The sequence below is a fragment of the Rugosimonospora africana genome (genome assembly GCF_016862975.1).
Lineage (GTDB): Bacteria > Actinomycetota > Actinomycetes > Mycobacteriales > Micromonosporaceae > Rugosimonospora > Rugosimonospora africana.
The window spans coordinates 1-15,572 of sequence record NZ_BONZ01000112.1; the positions used below are offsets into that span (position 1 = coordinate 1).

Consider the following 15,572-nt stretch of genomic DNA (forward strand, 5'->3'; position numbering starts at 1 on the left):
CCCCGCCGATACGAGCGGCGGCCCGGCCCCGGATCCGGGGCCGGGCCGCCCTTTCGGGTGAACTCGCTAATGGAACAGCGCGGCGAGCGGCATCCCCAGGAAGAACAGGAGACCGCCCGGCGTCCCGACGCCGGTTTCGTCGTCGTAGCCGCGCGTGCTGTGAATCGTGGTGCTCTGCACGTCGATCGTCTGCAGCTGGTACGTCTTGCCCTGCGTGTTGTCGACCGAGTTGGCGTAGTTCGTCCGCACCTGAGCCAGCGGGCTGGTGGGCGCGGTGATGTCGTGCAGCGCCGGCGTGTTCAACAGCTTGTAGAACAGCGGGTTGACGAAGCCGAGCTTGCGGTGGGCGAACTGGTCCGCCACCGCGATCACGCCGGCCAGCAGCGGCGAGGCCAGACTGGTACCGCCGATGCGGTACTGGTCCCAGTGGGTCCCCTCGGGGAAGACCTGGGTCTCGCCGACCAGGAAGCCGGTGTTCGGGTCACCCGGCATCGAGATGTCCGGCACCGCGCGCATCGGCGTGTTGCCGCCGAAGTACTTCGAGATCGACGCGGGTACCTTGCCCTTCTGGTAGAAGGGCTGGGCGTACAGCACGCTCGTGCCGCCACCGCCGCCGGAGGCGTACGTGCCGGGCGGTGCCGGCGACCACGCTCCGTTGGTCAGCGCCGAGTACGAGCTCTGCCAGCCGTGCTCCCACAGCCACTGCCCGTTCTTGCCGATGCCGACGCTGGTGCCGCCGACGCCGGTCACGTACGGCGAGTCGGCCGGGAACTCGACCGACCGGGCCGCCGGGTTGGTGCCGCCCACGGTGCGGTCCCCGGCGTCGCCGCTGGAGAAGTTCACCGTGATGCCGGTCAACGCCGCCTCGAGGCTGAACTGCGTGTAGAAGTCCACGTAGTCTTGGCCCAGCTCAGCGATGTCGTCCGTGCCGTCGGTCCACGAGTTGGTGATGACATCCGCGACGTGGTTGTCGATCGTCTCGGCCCAGGCGGTGTCCAGACCGCTGCTGCAGTCCGCGCCACCCACGTAGACGACCTTCGCCCCGGGCGCCATCGCGTGCACCGCCTCGACGTCGAGCGTCTCCTCGCCGTACCAGCCCTGTGGTCCGCACAGGTCGGTCAGGTCGTACCCGTCCGGCCCCGGGGTGATCTGGCTGAACTGGCCGGGCTTGAACAACGGCTGCCCGTGCACCTGGTTGTACTTCTGGGCGTCGGCCAGGATGGTCGGCGCCGCGTACGCGTCGGTGATGGCCACCGTCACGCCGCGCCCGTCGACGCCGGAGCGCAGCAGGCTGCTCTCCCCGTATGCCGACTGGTACTGCTGCGGCCCGTACCCGCAGACCGCGTACGGCTGCTTCTTGCCGTACGCGGACGGCTTGTCGGTGGCCACGTTCTGCCCGTAGTAGTCCGAGCACGGCTGGACGCCGAAGCGCTCACCGGGCGGCGGGCCGGGCTCCATGTCGGCCGGGGCGTGCAACTGCGAACCCTGGTCGATGCCGAGCACCCCGGCGACGACCCCGGTGACCGCAGCCGGCGTACCGGCCGGGAACGACAGCGCCGACGAGTTGGAGCGGACCGTCCTGCCGCGGTACGAGTAGTTCTTCACCGTGGTGGAGAACGTCTTCTCGATCTGTGCCGCGGTCCCGCTCGCCTCGATGTACATGCCGCTGGTGAGTGTCTTGGTGACCTGGAACCCTTGCTTGGTCAGCCAGTCGCGCACCGAGGACACGTCCGAGGCGCTCGGGGCGTACTGCGCCCGGAACTGCGCGTCGGACAGCCACTTGCCGTAGTTCGCGCTGTCCGGATCGGAGATGCTCTGCAGCGTCGAGACAGCACCGCTGCTGTTGCGCATGCCGAGCAGCACACCGAATCCGACCCGGTTGCTGGCGGGGGTGTCGCTCAGCGCCTTCGCCTGGCCCAGCCACGCGGGCGCGCTGCCCCCGATGACGTGCCTGCTGGGCGCTGCCGATGCCGCGGGCGCCAGGGCGGCCACGGTCACCGCGGATGCGGCGATCGCCAGCCCCACCATCAGGCGCCGCCGGCCAAACGGCGGTCTTTCCATGCGATTCCTCCATCTCACACGGAAGAGGTTTTCGATGGCGTCCAGCAAACTCGGATCGACGACGGTCGGTCAAGATTCACACAATCGGTTGATTACGGCGAATGCGGAGATCGCGACCATTGCACGTCATCGCAAGGGTGAAGACGAGGGTGAGCGAGCCTGCTCAACCGGGCCTCACTGGGCCGGGCATGCCGAGCCGGCCGCTCGTTCAGCCGGCCGCGGGCCGCCCCGCGATTTCGGCGCGCAGCGCGCCGGCGGTCTGCTCCGGCGTGCTCGGATTGACCGCGACGCCGGTCGCGATCTCCAGCCCGCCGACCGTGGTGACCCGCGGGTAGATGGTGAGGTGCCAGCGGTACCAGTCCTCCGCCGCCGGGTCGCCGACCGGGCCGGCGTGCACCACCAGGTTGTACGCCGGGTCGTCGAGCACCGCCGCGAGTCCGGCCAGCACCCGGGGGAGCGTACCGGCCAGTACCGTCAGGATTTGGTCGGACGCGTCGCCCAGACCAGCCGCGCGCTGCGCGGGCATCAGCGTCGTCTGGTGCGGCACCGACCCGGCCCGGTCCTGGAAGACCAGCACCTCGCCGAGGTCCAGGACGATCCGCTCGCCGGCCCGGCGCTCGGCCGCCGCGACGGCGTCGTGCAGGCACGTGCCGGTCCGGTCGTGGTACTCGCGGGCACGCCGCCACCGGTCGAGCAGGCCCGGCGGCGCCTGGTCGAGCGCCACGATCTGGCTGTGCGGGTGGACCAGGGACGCGCCGGCCCGCGCACCGTAGTTGCGGAACACGCTGATCGCGGCCGGTCCTTCCGCGGCCAGCGCCCGGCAGCGCTCACGCATCGCGAACAGGATCGTGGCCACCTCGTCCGGGTCGCCCCGCCGCAGGTCCCAGTCGTGCCGCCCGGACTCCACCAGGACCTCGTGCCGGCCGGTGAACGGGGCCGGGGACTCCGGCGTGGGCGCCGGCGCCCGGACGGTGTCGCCGGGCGGGTCGACCGCGGCGTACAGGTTGGGTACCACCCGGACCCGCCAGTCGGGTGCGCCGGCCGGTACCCGCAGCACCTCGGGCGGGGTCATGGCCTCGCTGCCCCAGCAGAACGGGCAGGCGGTAGGCCCCGGAGATGATCCGGCCGCCGGAGATGATCCGGGCGTCCGGGACTCGTCGGGTCGGGCGGCCCGCCGGGGTGCCAGGACGTTCCAGCCGCCGGTCGCCTCGTCCACCCGGACCTCGACCATCAACGTCCGCCCCTCCGGCCCCGTCGCTGCCCGGAGCGCTCCCGCTCAGGGCCTGAGCGCGAACCCTACCGCCGCCAGAAGTCGAACTGGTCGCGACCGGGCCGGAAGCCGGCCGCCTCGACGACATCGACAGCCACGTCGAACCGGCCTCCGACCAGCCACGGCCGGTGCGCGTCGCTGCCGAACGACACCGCCCGGCCGCCCTCCTCACGCCACCAGCGCATCAGGTCCGCCGTCGCCATCGGCGACTTCGTGTTGACCTCCAGCACCCGGCCGGTACCGGCCAGCGCGCGCAGCACCGCCCGGTACTCCTCCTCGAACTTCGGCTCGTCGAACAGCTGTGACCCGCCCGGCCAGTACCGGCGCGGATAGTCCAGGTGCGCCAGCACCTCAAACTCGCCGACGCCCTCGATCATCCGGATCAGCTCCGCGAAGTAGCAGCGCATCGCCTCGTCGTAGCTTCCGAGCAGGCGGAACAGGCTTTCGGCCGCGACCAGGTCGCCGCCGTACGGCACGGCGTGCAGCGAGCCGAGCACGCGGTCGAACGGGCCGGTGGCGAGCACTCCCTTGATGCTGCCGGCGAACAGGTGCGGCTCGCCCGCCTCCACGCCGGAGAAGATCCGCAGCGGCTTGTACCGCTCGCGGCACTCCTCGATGTCGGCGAAGTATCCGGTGACGTCCAGCGGCCGGATCTTGTCCCACCACTTCAGCGTCATCGGGTCGGTGGCGATGACGTCGTCGTCGATCCAGTCCGTCCACTCGACATGCTCGGTGAACGCGAGCGCCGGCAGGCCGAGCGCCAGCGCCTGCTCGCATGCCCGGGCCATCGATGCCTGCCCCTCGGTGTCGAATGACCACTGCGAATGCACATGATTGTCGACGGGCAGCACGTTCCGAGTCTGCCAGAGAAGGCCACACCCTCCGGCCGGACGTGTCGCGGCTCACGCGGCCTCGCCGGGCGTCCGGCCGTACCCCCGCCCGACTGCCGCCGGAGGTGGCGGGAATCACTCACACCCGGGGCGGCGGGGCGGTGCTGTCCCGCACGGTCAGGCGCGGTGGCAGCAGGCTGGAGTCGGGCACCGGCTGGCCGCCCAGCTTGCGCATGAGCAGCCGGACGGCCTGGGTACCCACCTCCTCGGCCGGGATCAGCACCGAGGTCAGCGCGGGCGTGGCCCGGTGGGCGAGGCCGTCCGGGCAGATCGCCACCACCGACACCTGCTCCGGTACCCGCCGCCCGTGCGCCACCAGCGCGGCCAGCAGCGGATCGACGACCGCCTCGTTGTGCACCACCAGGCCGGTCAGCGCCGGGTGCCGGGCCAGCAGCTCGTCCACCCTCGCGCCGACCGCGACCGGGTCCTGCTCGCAAGGCCCGGCGGCGGCCGACATGCGCAGCGCCGCCGCCATGTCCAGAAAGCCGGCCATCGTACGGCGGGCGAAGCCGGTGCCCCGGTCGTACACCGCGCCGGGCGCGCCGATCAGGGCGACGTCGGTGTGCCCGAGCCGCGCCAAGTGCTCCACGCACACCTGCCCGGCACGGTAGAAGTCGAGGTCGACGCAGGTGAGCCCGGCCGGTTGGGCGGGAAACCCGATGAGCACGCTCGGCCGGTCCAGCTCGCACAGCAGCGGGATGCGCGCGTCGTCCAGCTCCACGTCCATCAGGATGAGACCGTCGACGAGTGCGCTGGCATCCATCCGGCGCAGCCCGTCGGCCCCCTCGTCGGCCGTCATCAGCAGGACGTCCTGATCGAACTCCCGGGCCGTGGTGACCACCGAGACTGCGAACTGCATCAGCACCGGTACGTGCATGCCGGCCCGCAGCGGCAGCACCAGGGCGATCACGTTGGCCCGGTTGCTGGCCAGCGCGCGGGCACCGGCGTGCGGGTGGTAGTTGAGGGTACGGATGCTGGCCAGCACGCGCGCCCGGGTGGCGGCCGAGATGGTCCGCTTCCCGCTGAGCGCGTACGACACGGTGCTGGGCGCGACCCCGGCGTGCCGGGCCACGTCCAGGATTGTGATGACGCCGTTGGGCGGTGGGCGCCGTCCCGTCACCCGGTCCGGTGGCGTGGCGTGGTGAGCGGTCACTTCCCGGCCCGGAAGCTGAGGCTGCGCAGGGTGACGCCGGGCGCGTCGAACACCGCGTACAGGTCGCGGACCCCGGCCGCGCCGCGCAGCGGCGTACCGGCGGAGACGAACTCGTACCGGCCGGCCCGGCAGGCGGCGGTGACCTGCCCGATCACCGGCCCGTCCAGCGGATCGTCCAGGCGCAGCGTGATCCCGGCCGGGCCGCTGCCGAGACGCGACAGCTCGGCCGCGCACCGTGCCGCACCGTCGCCGAAGTCAGTGCCGTCGAAGCAGACCCAGGCGCCCGGCTCGGTGGAGGTGACCGCGTCGCCGCGCTCCGGGCCCGCGTCGCACAGGGTGATCCCGGCGTACCCGTCGAAGTCCGCCGCGCACACCGTGCCGTCCAGCGCCCGCCGCGGCGGGATGGTCTCCCCGGCCACGTCCAGGGTCGCCGCGCACCGGATGTCGGCGCTCGACCGGCCGACCAGGATGTCGTGGGCCGCCCGTTCCACCACGGCGCGCTGCCGGGTGACGTCCCAGAACGCCAGGCCGGCGGCGGCCAGTCCGAAGTGGACGGTGGTGCGTTCGCCCGGAGCCAGGTGCAGCCGGCGGAACCCGCGCAGCTGCCGTACCGGTTGCTTGACCCGTGAGGTCCGCTGGCGCGTGTAGAGCTGGACGACCTCGTCGGTGGCCCGTGCGCCGGTGTTGGTCACGTCGAGGCTGATCCGCACCTCGCCGTCGGGCTCCACGGTTGAGGAGGACAGGCGCAGGTTGTCGTACTCGACGGGGGAGTAGGTCAGCCCGTGGCCGAACGGGTACAGCGGGGTGCCGCGGAAGTAGAGGTAGGTCGCGTCGCTCGCGATGATGTCGTAGTCGAGCAGGTCCGGCAGGTCGGCGGCGTGCCGGTACCAGGTCTGGGTCAGCCGCCCGGCCGGCGCGGTGTCGCCGAACAGCACGTCGGCCAGCGCGCGACCGAACTCCTGACCGCCGTGCGCGGACCAGAGGATCGCGGGTACGTGCTCGTCCGCCCAGCCGATCGCGTACGGGTAGCTGCTGGTGACGACGAGCACGCAGCGCGGGTTGGCCGCGTGCACCGCCCGTACCAACCGGTCCTGGTCCGGCGGCAGGGACAGGTCGGCGCGGTCCTCGGTCTCCCGGCCGTTGATCAGCGGATGGTTGCCGACCACCACGACGGCGATGTCGGCTTCCGCGGCCACCGCGGCGGCCCCCAGGATCCCGTCGCTGACCAGTTCGACGGCGAACCCGGTCGCCTCCGCCCCGCTGGCCGCCACGGCGCGCAGCGCGCCGTCCGGATCGATCGCGACGTACCGGTCGCTGGCGAAGTGCCGCAGCACCGTGTCGCCGCCGCGCTCGACCAGCTCGAACGTCTCGTTGACCACCCAGCCGCCCGGGCGCGGGGACTCGTTGGCCAGTGCCTTGCCGGTGTCCACGGTGAGGTAGCGCCCGTTGCACACGCAGCGCAGCGCGAGCACGCCGTGCCCCCAGTCGTGGACGTCGAGCCAGGAGTCCGGCCCGGCACAGTCGGCGCCGGCCGTCAGCGGGCCGCCGTGCGCGGAGCCGTCCGCGGTCACGTACCGGCCGGCCGCCGTCCCCGCCCCGGGCGCCACGCGCAGCGCGATCCGGTCCACGCCCTCGGCGAACCGCACCGCGTCCGGGCTGTCGAACCGTGCGGCGAGCCCACCCCGCACCGTCGTCGCGTACGGCAGCGTGCCGCTGTACCAGTCCTCGTACAGTACGTCGGCCAGCGGCCCGACCACCGCGACACGGTCGCGCCGGGACAGGGTGAGCGGCAGCATGCCGTCGTTGCGCAGCAGCACGATCGACTGCCGGGCGGCCTGGACCGCCAGGTCCTGGTGCTCCGGGCAGTTGATGACCTCCTCGGTCACGTCCGCGTACGGGTGGGACTCCGGCGGATCGAACTCGCCGAGCCGGAACCGGAGGAGCAGCAGCCGCCGCACCGCCGCGTCCACGTCGGCCTCGGTGAGCAGGCCGCGCGCCAGCGCGGTGGTGAGCCGTTCGACGGTGAGCGTCGGGTGGTCGCCGTTGTCGGTGAAGCTGTCCACGCCGGCGCGCACCAGGGCGGCGTGGCCGGACACGTGGTCGGGATAGTAGTGCTGCGCGTCGACCACATTGGACGGTGCCTGCGCGTCGCTGACCACCACGATGTCGTGCTCGCTCCAGCCGCGCAGCTCGTCGTGCAGCAGCGGGGACAGGTGCGCCGGCCGCCCGTTGACGAGGTTGTACGAGGCCATCACGGCGACCGCGGCGCCGGCCCGGATCGGGGCCTCGAACGCCGGCAGTTCATACTCGCGCAGTACCCGGGGCGGCATGCCGCTGCTCGTGCTCTCCCGGCGGGTCTCGTTGTTGTACGCCAGGAAGTGCTTGAGCGTCGGTGCCGTCTTGAGTACCCGGGGGTGGTCGCCGCGCAGGCCCCGCGCGTACGCCGTGGCGAGCACGCCGGTCAGCAGGGGATCCTCCGAGTACCCCTCCTCGTTGCGGCCCCACCGGGGATCGCGCAGCAGGTTGACCACCGGAGCCCAGACGTTGAGCCCGCCCCGGTCGGGGTTCTTGTGGTGGAACCCGCGCGCCTCGTCGCCGACCGCGTCGCCGACCCGCTCGACCAGGTCCGGGTTCCACGTGCTGGCCAGGCCGATCGCCTGCGGAAAGACGGTGGCCGGGCCGAGCCAGGCCAGACCGTGCAGCGCCTCGGTGCCGGTGTGGAACGCGCCCATCCCGAGGCGGGGGACCGGCGCCTGGTGCTGGTGAAGCAGGGCGACCTTCTCGGCCAGCGTGAGCCGGTTCATCAGGTCGGCCACCCGTTGGTCCAGCGGCAGGTCCACGCTCTGAAAGCCGCCCGGCTCTTCCATGTCGATCCTCCCGGCCCGGTAGCGCTGCCCGGCGCCGGGGGCGTTTCCGGCGCGGCAGGTCGAAGCGCTTCGACCGACCCCGGACGGGCCGCTGTCGTCCGGGAAGTGAGGCTTCGAAGCGCTTCGATAGCGATTTCCGTTAGGTTGCCCCGCGGTTAGCGCCACGTCAAGAGGTCGCCGTCGATCCGCACGATGTCCCGGCAGTTGCGGGTCAACGGCGTCGGGTCGGGATATTGAGTCGGGTGAGTGCCGGTCAGATTTGCCAGTTCGCGTCCACGTCATCGCTCTGCAGGTCCAGGTGCACCTTGTACTCGTGAACGCTGCCCTTGGTCACGTCGAACACCACTGTGCCGGACTTCTTCTGACCCGACTGGATGTCACCCGCATCCATGTCCTCCCAGCCAAGCGCGGTCGTCTCGTCGTAGGTTGTCCCGTCCGGGCCGACGGGCTGGAAGTCGCAGCTGCACGCGTAGGCGGTTCCCTACGTAACCGACTCGGTCACGTACACCACCACGAACATGCCCTTGACACAGTACGGGCAGCAGCCCGGATATCCCCAGCAACCGCCACCCGGTTTGCCAGTTCCGCCGCCGCCACCGCGGAAGCGGAAGTCGCGGGTGGGGATGGTGATCGGCATCGTGGTCGCAGCAGTGATCGTGCTCTGCGGTGTGGGCGCGGTGATCGCAGCCTTCAACGGCGGCGGAAGCTCGTCGGGCACCACCACTGCCTCGGGCGCAGGGAACGGCAGCGGCGGCGGGAAGAAGACGACGGTCGGCCTGAATCAGCCGGCCCGTGACGGGAAGTTCGAGTTCACCGTCACCAACGTCAAGTACGGGGTGGCGGAGGTGGGCGATCAGTTCCTCAGCAAGTCCGCCCAGGGCCAATTCGTCGAGGTAAGCGTCACCGTCAAGAACATCGGCGATCAGCCCCGCACGTTCGCCGGATCCAACCAGAAAGCGTTCGGCGTCCCTACAGGGACACTGCGGGCCATTGAGAAGGACATGGAACCAGTGTTCGGAACGGGGTGGCTGAAGTGAGCGCCAAGACCTACCGGGTGGACGTCATCCGCGAAGATGGCTCCTGGCTGGCCGACGTACCGGATCTTCAAGGAGTCCACACCTGGGCTCGCAACCTGCCTACGCTGGACCGGTCGGTGCGCGAGGTCATCGCCTTGGCCGAGGATCTTCCCGACGGTGCCGAGGATGGCCTACGCCTCGACTACGAATACAACATCGGCGACCCAGAGCTGAACGCCATCACTGCACGGCTACGCGCCGAACGCGAACGCATCCAGAAGGCAGAGCGGGAGCTGGCCGAGGCGACTGCTGCCGCCGCCGGGCGCCTTGTCGGCGACGCGGCTCTGTCCGTCCGAGATGCGGCCACCTTGCTCGCCGTATCCCCGCAGCGGGTGTCGCAGGTGGCGCCGCAGCCGGCCCATGCCGAGCGAAGGGCGCGGGTAGCAAGGAGCAAGAAAGCCGCCAAGAAGGTCCGGAAGCAGCGGCAGGAACGCACGAGCGCCTGACACCTCTGTCGGGCCGGCCACCCTGGAGTCGCCAGGGCTGGTCGCGCCGGGCGAACCCGGATCAGGCCGTGGGCAGCGGCAGCCGGCCGGCCTCGACGGCGTCCAGCACGGCGGCCGCTCCGCCGACCGCCGCCGCGTCATGGCCGAGCGCAGACGCGACCAGCCCGGCGCCGGGCGGCTGGGGCGCGACGACCAGCGTGTCCAGCGCCTCGCCGGCGGTCGGCAGGATCCACGGCGCGAGCGGGACGTAGTGCCCGCCGAGAATCACCACGCTCGGGTTGACCAGGTTGGCGAGCAGCGAGGCGCCGTGACCGAGGTGGCGACCGGCCTCGTGCAGCGCCGCGAGGGTCTTCGGTTCCTGCGCGCGGGCGCGGCGCACGATGCCGGCCACCTCGGGCTCCAGGTCGCCGGCCGGTTCCGTGCCGGCCAACCGGCGGATCAGCGCGCCGACGCCCGCCACCGCCTCCAGGCAGCCACGCCGGCCACAGCTGCACTCCGGGCCGCCCGGGTCGACCACGAAGTGACCGATCTCGCCGGCGTACCCGCCGGCACCGCGCAGCAACCGGCCACCGGCCACGATGCCCGCGCTCACGCCCGGCCCGCTGGTCAGGTACGCCAGGTCGGGCGTGCCGGCGTAGGGCCCGTACCGGTGCTCGGCCAGCACCGCGAGGTTGGCCGAGTTGTCCACGGTCACCGGGTAGTCCGGCGCACCCAGTGCCCGTACCAGCGAGTCGCGCAGCGGCACGTCGCGCCAGTCCAGGCCGGTGGCGATCCGGACCACCCCGTCCGGGTCGACCAGTCCGCCGACTCCGACGGTCAGCCCGAGCACCTGCCGACCCTGGTCGGCCAGGCGGCCCAGGGCGCGCCGGGCCAGCGCCGCGATCGCGGCCACCGATCTGCCCGGTGTGGCGCCCCGACCGGTGAAGGCGCGCCGCCAGGCCAGCAGGTGCTCGCCGCCGAGGTCCACCGCGATGACGGTGAGCTGGTCGGTGCCGACGTCCAGGCCGATCGCGGCGTACGGCGCGCCGTCCAGGACGATCATCGTCGCCGGGCGGCCGATGCGCCGCTCGGTCATCCCGGTCTCGCGCAGCAGCCGCCGTTCGATCAGCTCCCCGACGAGGCTGGACACGGTGGCCTTGTTCAGTCCGGTGGACGCCGCGATGTCGGCCCGCGAGCAGGGCGCGTTGGTGCGTACGTAGTCGAGCACGACCGCGAGGTTCGTGGCGCGTACGTCGGTGAAGTCCGCCGGCGCGGGGCCGGTGTACGTCGTCGTCAAGGTGTGTCCCGCTTCTCGCTGGGCTGGTTCTCGCCGGGCTGGGCTGGCTGGCCCGGGCTGGCTGGCCTGGGCTGGCCTGGGCTGGGCTCTGCGCCGGTCCGGCAGCCGGGCAACCTTCCTTTTGTTTGTAGATCCAACAAAACTGTACCGGCCGGGGACTGTGCCCGCATCACCCCGGCCGGTCCCCGCGTGTGTCCGTCAGGCCAGCCGCGCGGTCAGCCGCCCGTCGACCGTCTCCAGCGTCGCCACCACCCCGTCCACCGTCACCACCTCAGGCGGCTGCGCCCCCGCCACCGGCGCGAAGACCACCCCGTGTACCCGGGCCGGGCCGTCGGTCACGATGTCCAGCCGGGTGTCCTGGCGGACGGCGGTGATCCGGGTGTCGCCGGACACGTCCGAAACCACGGTACCGGTCTCGCCGTCCCCGCCGGCCGCCCAGCTGACCAGGGTCAGGTCCCCGAACGCGCCATCGCCCACCGTGTCGCCGGCATCGGTCGTCGCGATCAGCGCGCCCAGCCGGACGAACAGTGGCACGCGTCCGACGCCGCGCGACGACCCAGACCAGTCGTCCGACCAGTCTGGCTCGGCGCGTCTGACGCCGCGCGACGACCCAGACCAGTCGTCTGCGATGGTGACGTAGCGGCCGCCGGCCTGCGCCGTGCCGGTCCAGTAGTCGACCCAGTCGCCCTCGGGCAGGTACACCCGGCGCACGCCGGCCGGGTCGGTCATCGGCGCGACCAACAGGTCGGGACCCAAGAGGTACTCCAGGTCGGCCTGCCAGGCGGCCGGGTCGTCCGGGTACTCGACCAGCAGCGGGCGCATCATTGGCAGCCCGGTGCGCGCCGAGTCGGTGGCGGCCGAGTACAGGTACGGCATCAGCTCGTACCGCAGCCGGAGCGCCGCGACCGCGTCCCGCTCCGCCTCCGGCGGGAACTCCCAGGGCAGCCGGGACGTGGTGCCGTGGAAGCGCACCAGCGGCGACAGCGCGCCGAAACCGGCCCAGCGCGAGTACAGGTCGGGCACCGGGGTGCCGTAGAACCCGCCCACGTCATGGCTCCAGAACGGTACGCCGGACAGCCCGTGCGACAGGCCGCCGCGCAGGGTGCTGGCCATCGCCGGGTACGACGCGTTGGTGTCGCCGCTCCACTGGGCGCAGTGCCGCTGCCCGCCCAGGAACGACGAGCGGGCCCACACCATCGAGTGCCCGGCGACCTGGCGGGTCGCGTCCGCCACCGCGTCGTTGTAGAGCAGGCTGTAGACGTTGTGCAGGACCGTACCGCTCATGCCGTTGGACGCCACCGAATCGACCGGTACCCCCTCGGCGAAGTCCGTCTTGAACACCGCCACGCCCTGCTCCAGCAGCCCGCGCAGCCGGTCGCAGTACCAGGCGCTCGCGGCCGGGTTGGTGAAGTCGACGATGCCGGACGCCGGGTGGCTGCCGTGCCAGACGTCGGCGATGTAGACCGAGCCGTCCGCGCGGCGCAGGAAGTACCCGCGCTCGGCCGCGTCGGCGAAGTCGGGGCTGAACTGGCTGATGTACGGATTGATCCACAGGCAGACCCGGAACCCCGATTCGGCGAGCGTGGCCAGCATGCCGGCCGGGTCCGGAAAACGCTCCGCGTCCCAGCGCAGGTCTGACCAGTGGCCCTCGGTCTGCCAGTAGCAGTCCAGGTGCAGCACGTCGCAGGGGATGGCGCTGGCGCGGATGCGACGCGCCCGGGCCAGCACGGCCTCCTGTGTGTCGACGAAGAAGCCGGACGAGATCCAGGTGCCGAACGCCCACTTGGGCGGCAGCGTCGGCGCGCCGGTGAGCCGGTCGAACCGGGCCAGCACCCGCGCCGGGGTCGGCCCGGCGAGCACGTAGTAGTCGATCAGGTCGTCCGGTACGACGATCTGCAGGCTGCTGTGCGTGGAGTGACAGATGTCGAACTCGGTCGCGGTACCGCTGTCGACCAGCACCCCGTAGCCGCGGCTGGACAGGTAGAACGGCACGTTCTTGTAGGAGCGCTCGGACTCCGCGCCGAACGCGTCGTAGTTCCACATCACCACGCGCTGGCCGCGCTTGTCGAAGCCGGTGAACTTCTCGCCGAGCCCGACGAAGTGTTCGTCGGCGGCGGCGGCGAAGCTCTCGTGGTACGCCGCGACGACACCGTCCACCGTGGATCGTCCCAGGGGCAGGGTGCGCATCCGTCCGCTGATGTCCACCTCACCGGGATCCTCGGCCACCAGTACGCGACCGTCGCCGTCCAGGAAGCGCAGGTGCCACGGGTCCAGGGTGATCTCGGCGGTGAGCGGGCCGGTGCGCAGCCGCACCCGTCGGTCCTCGACCTCGACCCGGGCCTGCGGGTCGGTCGCCGGGCGCACCAACTGGGCCACGGTCGCCGAGCGGGAGCGGACGTCGAGGTCCTGGGCGAGCCGGACGCGCACGACGCCCTCGCCGGCCGCGCTGATCTCGGCGGTCAGTACCTGGCCGTCGGCGGTGACGGCCTTGACGCTCACCCCGTTGCGGTCGGTGGCGACCAGTTCGGCGCGGACGAGCGCGGACAGCCCGCCCGCGCCCGGTGGGCGCACCGGGAGGTCGATCGGGTCGGCGACGAACAGCTCGTGAGGTACCAGTGGCGGGCGGTAGGGCATGCGAATTAGTTTTCCGACTAACCAAACGAACGTCAACCTTCCTACCGATTGCGGCTTGGACGAGCGGTGCCTTGTGGTCCATGGCCCTGTCGTCTAATTTGTTTAGCGTCCAGCCCAACTAACTGACGTCAATGTCTGCGCCGCCTTCACACCCCCGTCTCCATACACCCGAAGGGTGATCCGTCATGCCACCCGAAGCTTCGCCATCGGTGCCCCTCGCCGTTTCCCGGCGCGGCCTGCTCTCCGCCGCGGCTGTCGCGGTCGGGGCGGCCGTGGCGTCGCCACTGCTGTCGGCCTGTGGTTCGAAGGGCAGTGGCGGTCCAGGTACGACCGGCAAGAACGAGCTGCAACGCGCGCTGCCCAGCTACCTGCCCAACCATTCGGTCACCGCCGACGTCCCGAGTGTGACCGGGGCCAACGGCGCCATCTCCGACCCGTGCTTCCTGAAGTACCCGGCCAGCCCGGTGACCACGGTCAGCGGCGCGGTCGGCTCCGGCGGCAGCTACACGACCATGACCCCGCTCTGGGGGGCAATCCCGCCCTCGGCCGGCAACAAGTACTACGACGCGGTCAACAAGGCGATCGGCGCGACGCTCAAACTCCAGCCGTCGGACGGCAACACCTACGGCAACATCCTCCCGCCCGTGTTCGCGGCGGACAAGCTGCCTGACTGGATCATGATCCCGGGCTGGTTGAACGTCCAGCTGAACCTCGGCGAGGCGATGGGCACCAAGTTCGCCGACCTGACCCCGTACCTGGCCGGCGACAAGGTCAAGCAGTACCCGAACCTGGCCAACGTGCCGGCGGCCGCCTGGGCGGCCGGGGTGTGGAACGGCAAGCTGTACGGCATCCCGACGTACCCGTCGGCCGCGGTCTTCAACGGCGCCTACTTCTACCGCAAGGACCTGCTCGACAAGCTGGGTGTCTCGACCGCCGAGCTCAAGTCCGCCGACGACCTGTTCAATCTCGGCAAGGAGCTGACCCACGCGAGCTCCGGCGTGTGGGCCTTCGACGACTTGTTCGGTCAGTCCGCCGCATACGCCAGCCAGCTCTTCCAGTTCACCAACCACTGGACCGCCGACAGCGCCGGGAAGCTCATCTACAAGTACGAGACCGACCAGATCGTCGAGGCGCTGAACTGGCAGGTCAAGATCGTGAAGGCCGGGTACATGCACCCGGACGCGGTGGCCAACACCAACCAGAACGGCAAGCAGAGGTTCTGGAGCGGCAAGGTGTACTTCGAGGTCGACGGCACCGGGGCCTGGAACGGTTCCGACGCGCAGTCGGGCACCGCCGCGAATCCCGGCTACAACCGGCAGGCGTTGCCGCTGATGGCCGCGGACGGCAAGAGTACGCCGACCATCGAGCTGGGCAACGGCGCGGCGATGTTCAGCTACCTCAACAAGAAGCTCTCCGACGCTCAGATCAAGGAGTGCCTGGCGATCGCGAACTACTTCGCGGCACCGTACGGCTCGGCGGAGTGGCTGAAGGTGAACTTCGGCGACGAGGGCGTGGACTACACCATGGTCGACGGCAACCCCGTGCTGACCTCGGCCGGCAACAAGGAGGTGGCCACCACCTACCAGTTCCTGGCGTGTCCGCCCGCGGCGACCACGGTCAGCAACGGCTTCACGCAGGTCGCCAAGGACTACGCCACCTGGCAGGGCCAGGCGGTCGCCCGCGCGGTCAAACCGCTGTTCTACGACATGAACATCGCGGAGCCTTCGCAGTACAGCTCGATCAACAAACCGGTCGACGACACCATCGACGACGTCCGGTTCGGTCGCAAGCCGATCTCAGCCTTTACCGACGCCGTCGCCACTTGGCGCAAGCAGGGCGGCGACGCGCTGCGCACGTTCTACGACGGCATCCGCGACAAGTACGGAACCGGTCAGTAGG

General features: G+C 71.2%; 10 protein-coding genes and 1 pseudogene. 3 read left to right on the top strand and 8 right to left on the bottom strand.

Annotated elements, in window-relative coordinates; translation table 11 throughout:
- Window positions 1–66 precede the first annotated feature (66 nt).
- From Raf01_RS45445 to Raf01_RS45470, 6 genes and pseudogenes are all read right to left on the bottom strand, one after another.
- Window positions 67–2,061 carry a S53 family peptidase gene (locus Raf01_RS45445; RefSeq protein WP_203924388.1) on the bottom strand — a complete coding sequence of 665 codons (1,995 nt, stop codon included), beginning with the start codon at window positions 2,059–2,061 and terminating at the stop codon, window positions 67–69.
- Window positions 2,062–2,269: 208 nt separating this feature from the next.
- Window positions 2,270–3,292: a galactose-1-phosphate uridylyltransferase gene (locus Raf01_RS45450; RefSeq protein WP_239134501.1), complete on the bottom strand. Its 1,023-nt coding sequence runs from the start codon at window positions 3,290–3,292 to the stop codon at window positions 2,270–2,272.
- Window positions 3,293–3,357: 65 nt separating this feature from the next.
- Window positions 3,358–4,182 (bottom strand): PHP domain-containing protein, encoded by an 825-nt coding sequence (locus Raf01_RS45455; RefSeq protein WP_239134493.1) that lies wholly within the window; start codon window positions 4,180–4,182, stop codon window positions 3,358–3,360.
- Window positions 4,183–4,300: 118 nt separating this feature from the next.
- Window positions 4,301–5,293 carry a LacI family DNA-binding transcriptional regulator gene (locus Raf01_RS45460; protein ID WP_239134494.1) on the bottom strand — a complete coding sequence of 331 codons (993 nt, stop codon included), beginning with the start codon at window positions 5,291–5,293 and terminating at the stop codon, window positions 4,301–4,303.
- A gap of 77 nt (window positions 5,294–5,370) precedes the next feature.
- Window positions 5,371–8,241, bottom strand: a complete 2,871-nt coding sequence (locus Raf01_RS45465) for a glycoside hydrolase family 3 protein (protein WP_239134495.1) — start codon at window positions 8,239–8,241, stop codon at window positions 5,371–5,373.
- Between the two features lie 253 nt (window positions 8,242–8,494).
- Window positions 8,495–8,686: pseudogene (locus tag Raf01_RS45470) on the bottom strand (hypothetical protein); the annotation flags it as partial.
- Between the two features lie 178 nt (window positions 8,687–8,864).
- Here Raf01_RS45470 and Raf01_RS45475 point away from each other — a divergent pair.
- Entirely contained in the window at window positions 8,865–9,278 is a 414-nt protein-coding gene (locus Raf01_RS45475) for a DUF4352 domain-containing protein (RefSeq protein ID WP_239134502.1), read from the top strand.
- Window positions 9,275–9,763 carry a type II toxin-antitoxin system HicB family antitoxin gene (locus Raf01_RS45480; protein ID WP_203924391.1) on the top strand — a complete coding sequence of 163 codons (489 nt, stop codon included), beginning with the start codon at window positions 9,275–9,277 and terminating at the stop codon, window positions 9,761–9,763. Before Raf01_RS45475 ends, Raf01_RS45480 begins: the two co-directional genes overlap by 4 nt.
- A gap of 61 nt (window positions 9,764–9,824) precedes the next feature.
- Here the strand turns inward: Raf01_RS45480 and Raf01_RS45485 are convergent, their stop codons facing one another.
- Together Raf01_RS45485 and Raf01_RS45490 are read right to left on the bottom strand one after the other, a co-directional pair.
- Window positions 9,825–11,039 (bottom strand): ROK family transcriptional regulator, encoded by a 1,215-nt coding sequence (locus Raf01_RS45485; protein ID WP_203924392.1) that lies wholly within the window; start codon window positions 11,037–11,039, stop codon window positions 9,825–9,827.
- 198 nt (window positions 11,040–11,237) lie between these two features.
- Window positions 11,238–13,673: a TIM-barrel domain-containing protein gene (locus Raf01_RS45490; RefSeq protein WP_203924393.1), complete on the bottom strand. Its 2,436-nt coding sequence runs from the start codon at window positions 13,671–13,673 to the stop codon at window positions 11,238–11,240.
- A 185-nt stretch (window positions 13,674–13,858) separates the two neighbouring features.
- Between Raf01_RS45490 and Raf01_RS45495 the strand changes: the two genes are divergently transcribed.
- Window positions 13,859–15,571 (top strand): type 2 periplasmic-binding domain-containing protein, encoded by a 1,713-nt coding sequence (locus Raf01_RS45495; protein WP_203924394.1) that lies wholly within the window; start codon window positions 13,859–13,861, stop codon window positions 15,569–15,571.
- Window position 15,572: the final 1 nt, after the last annotated feature.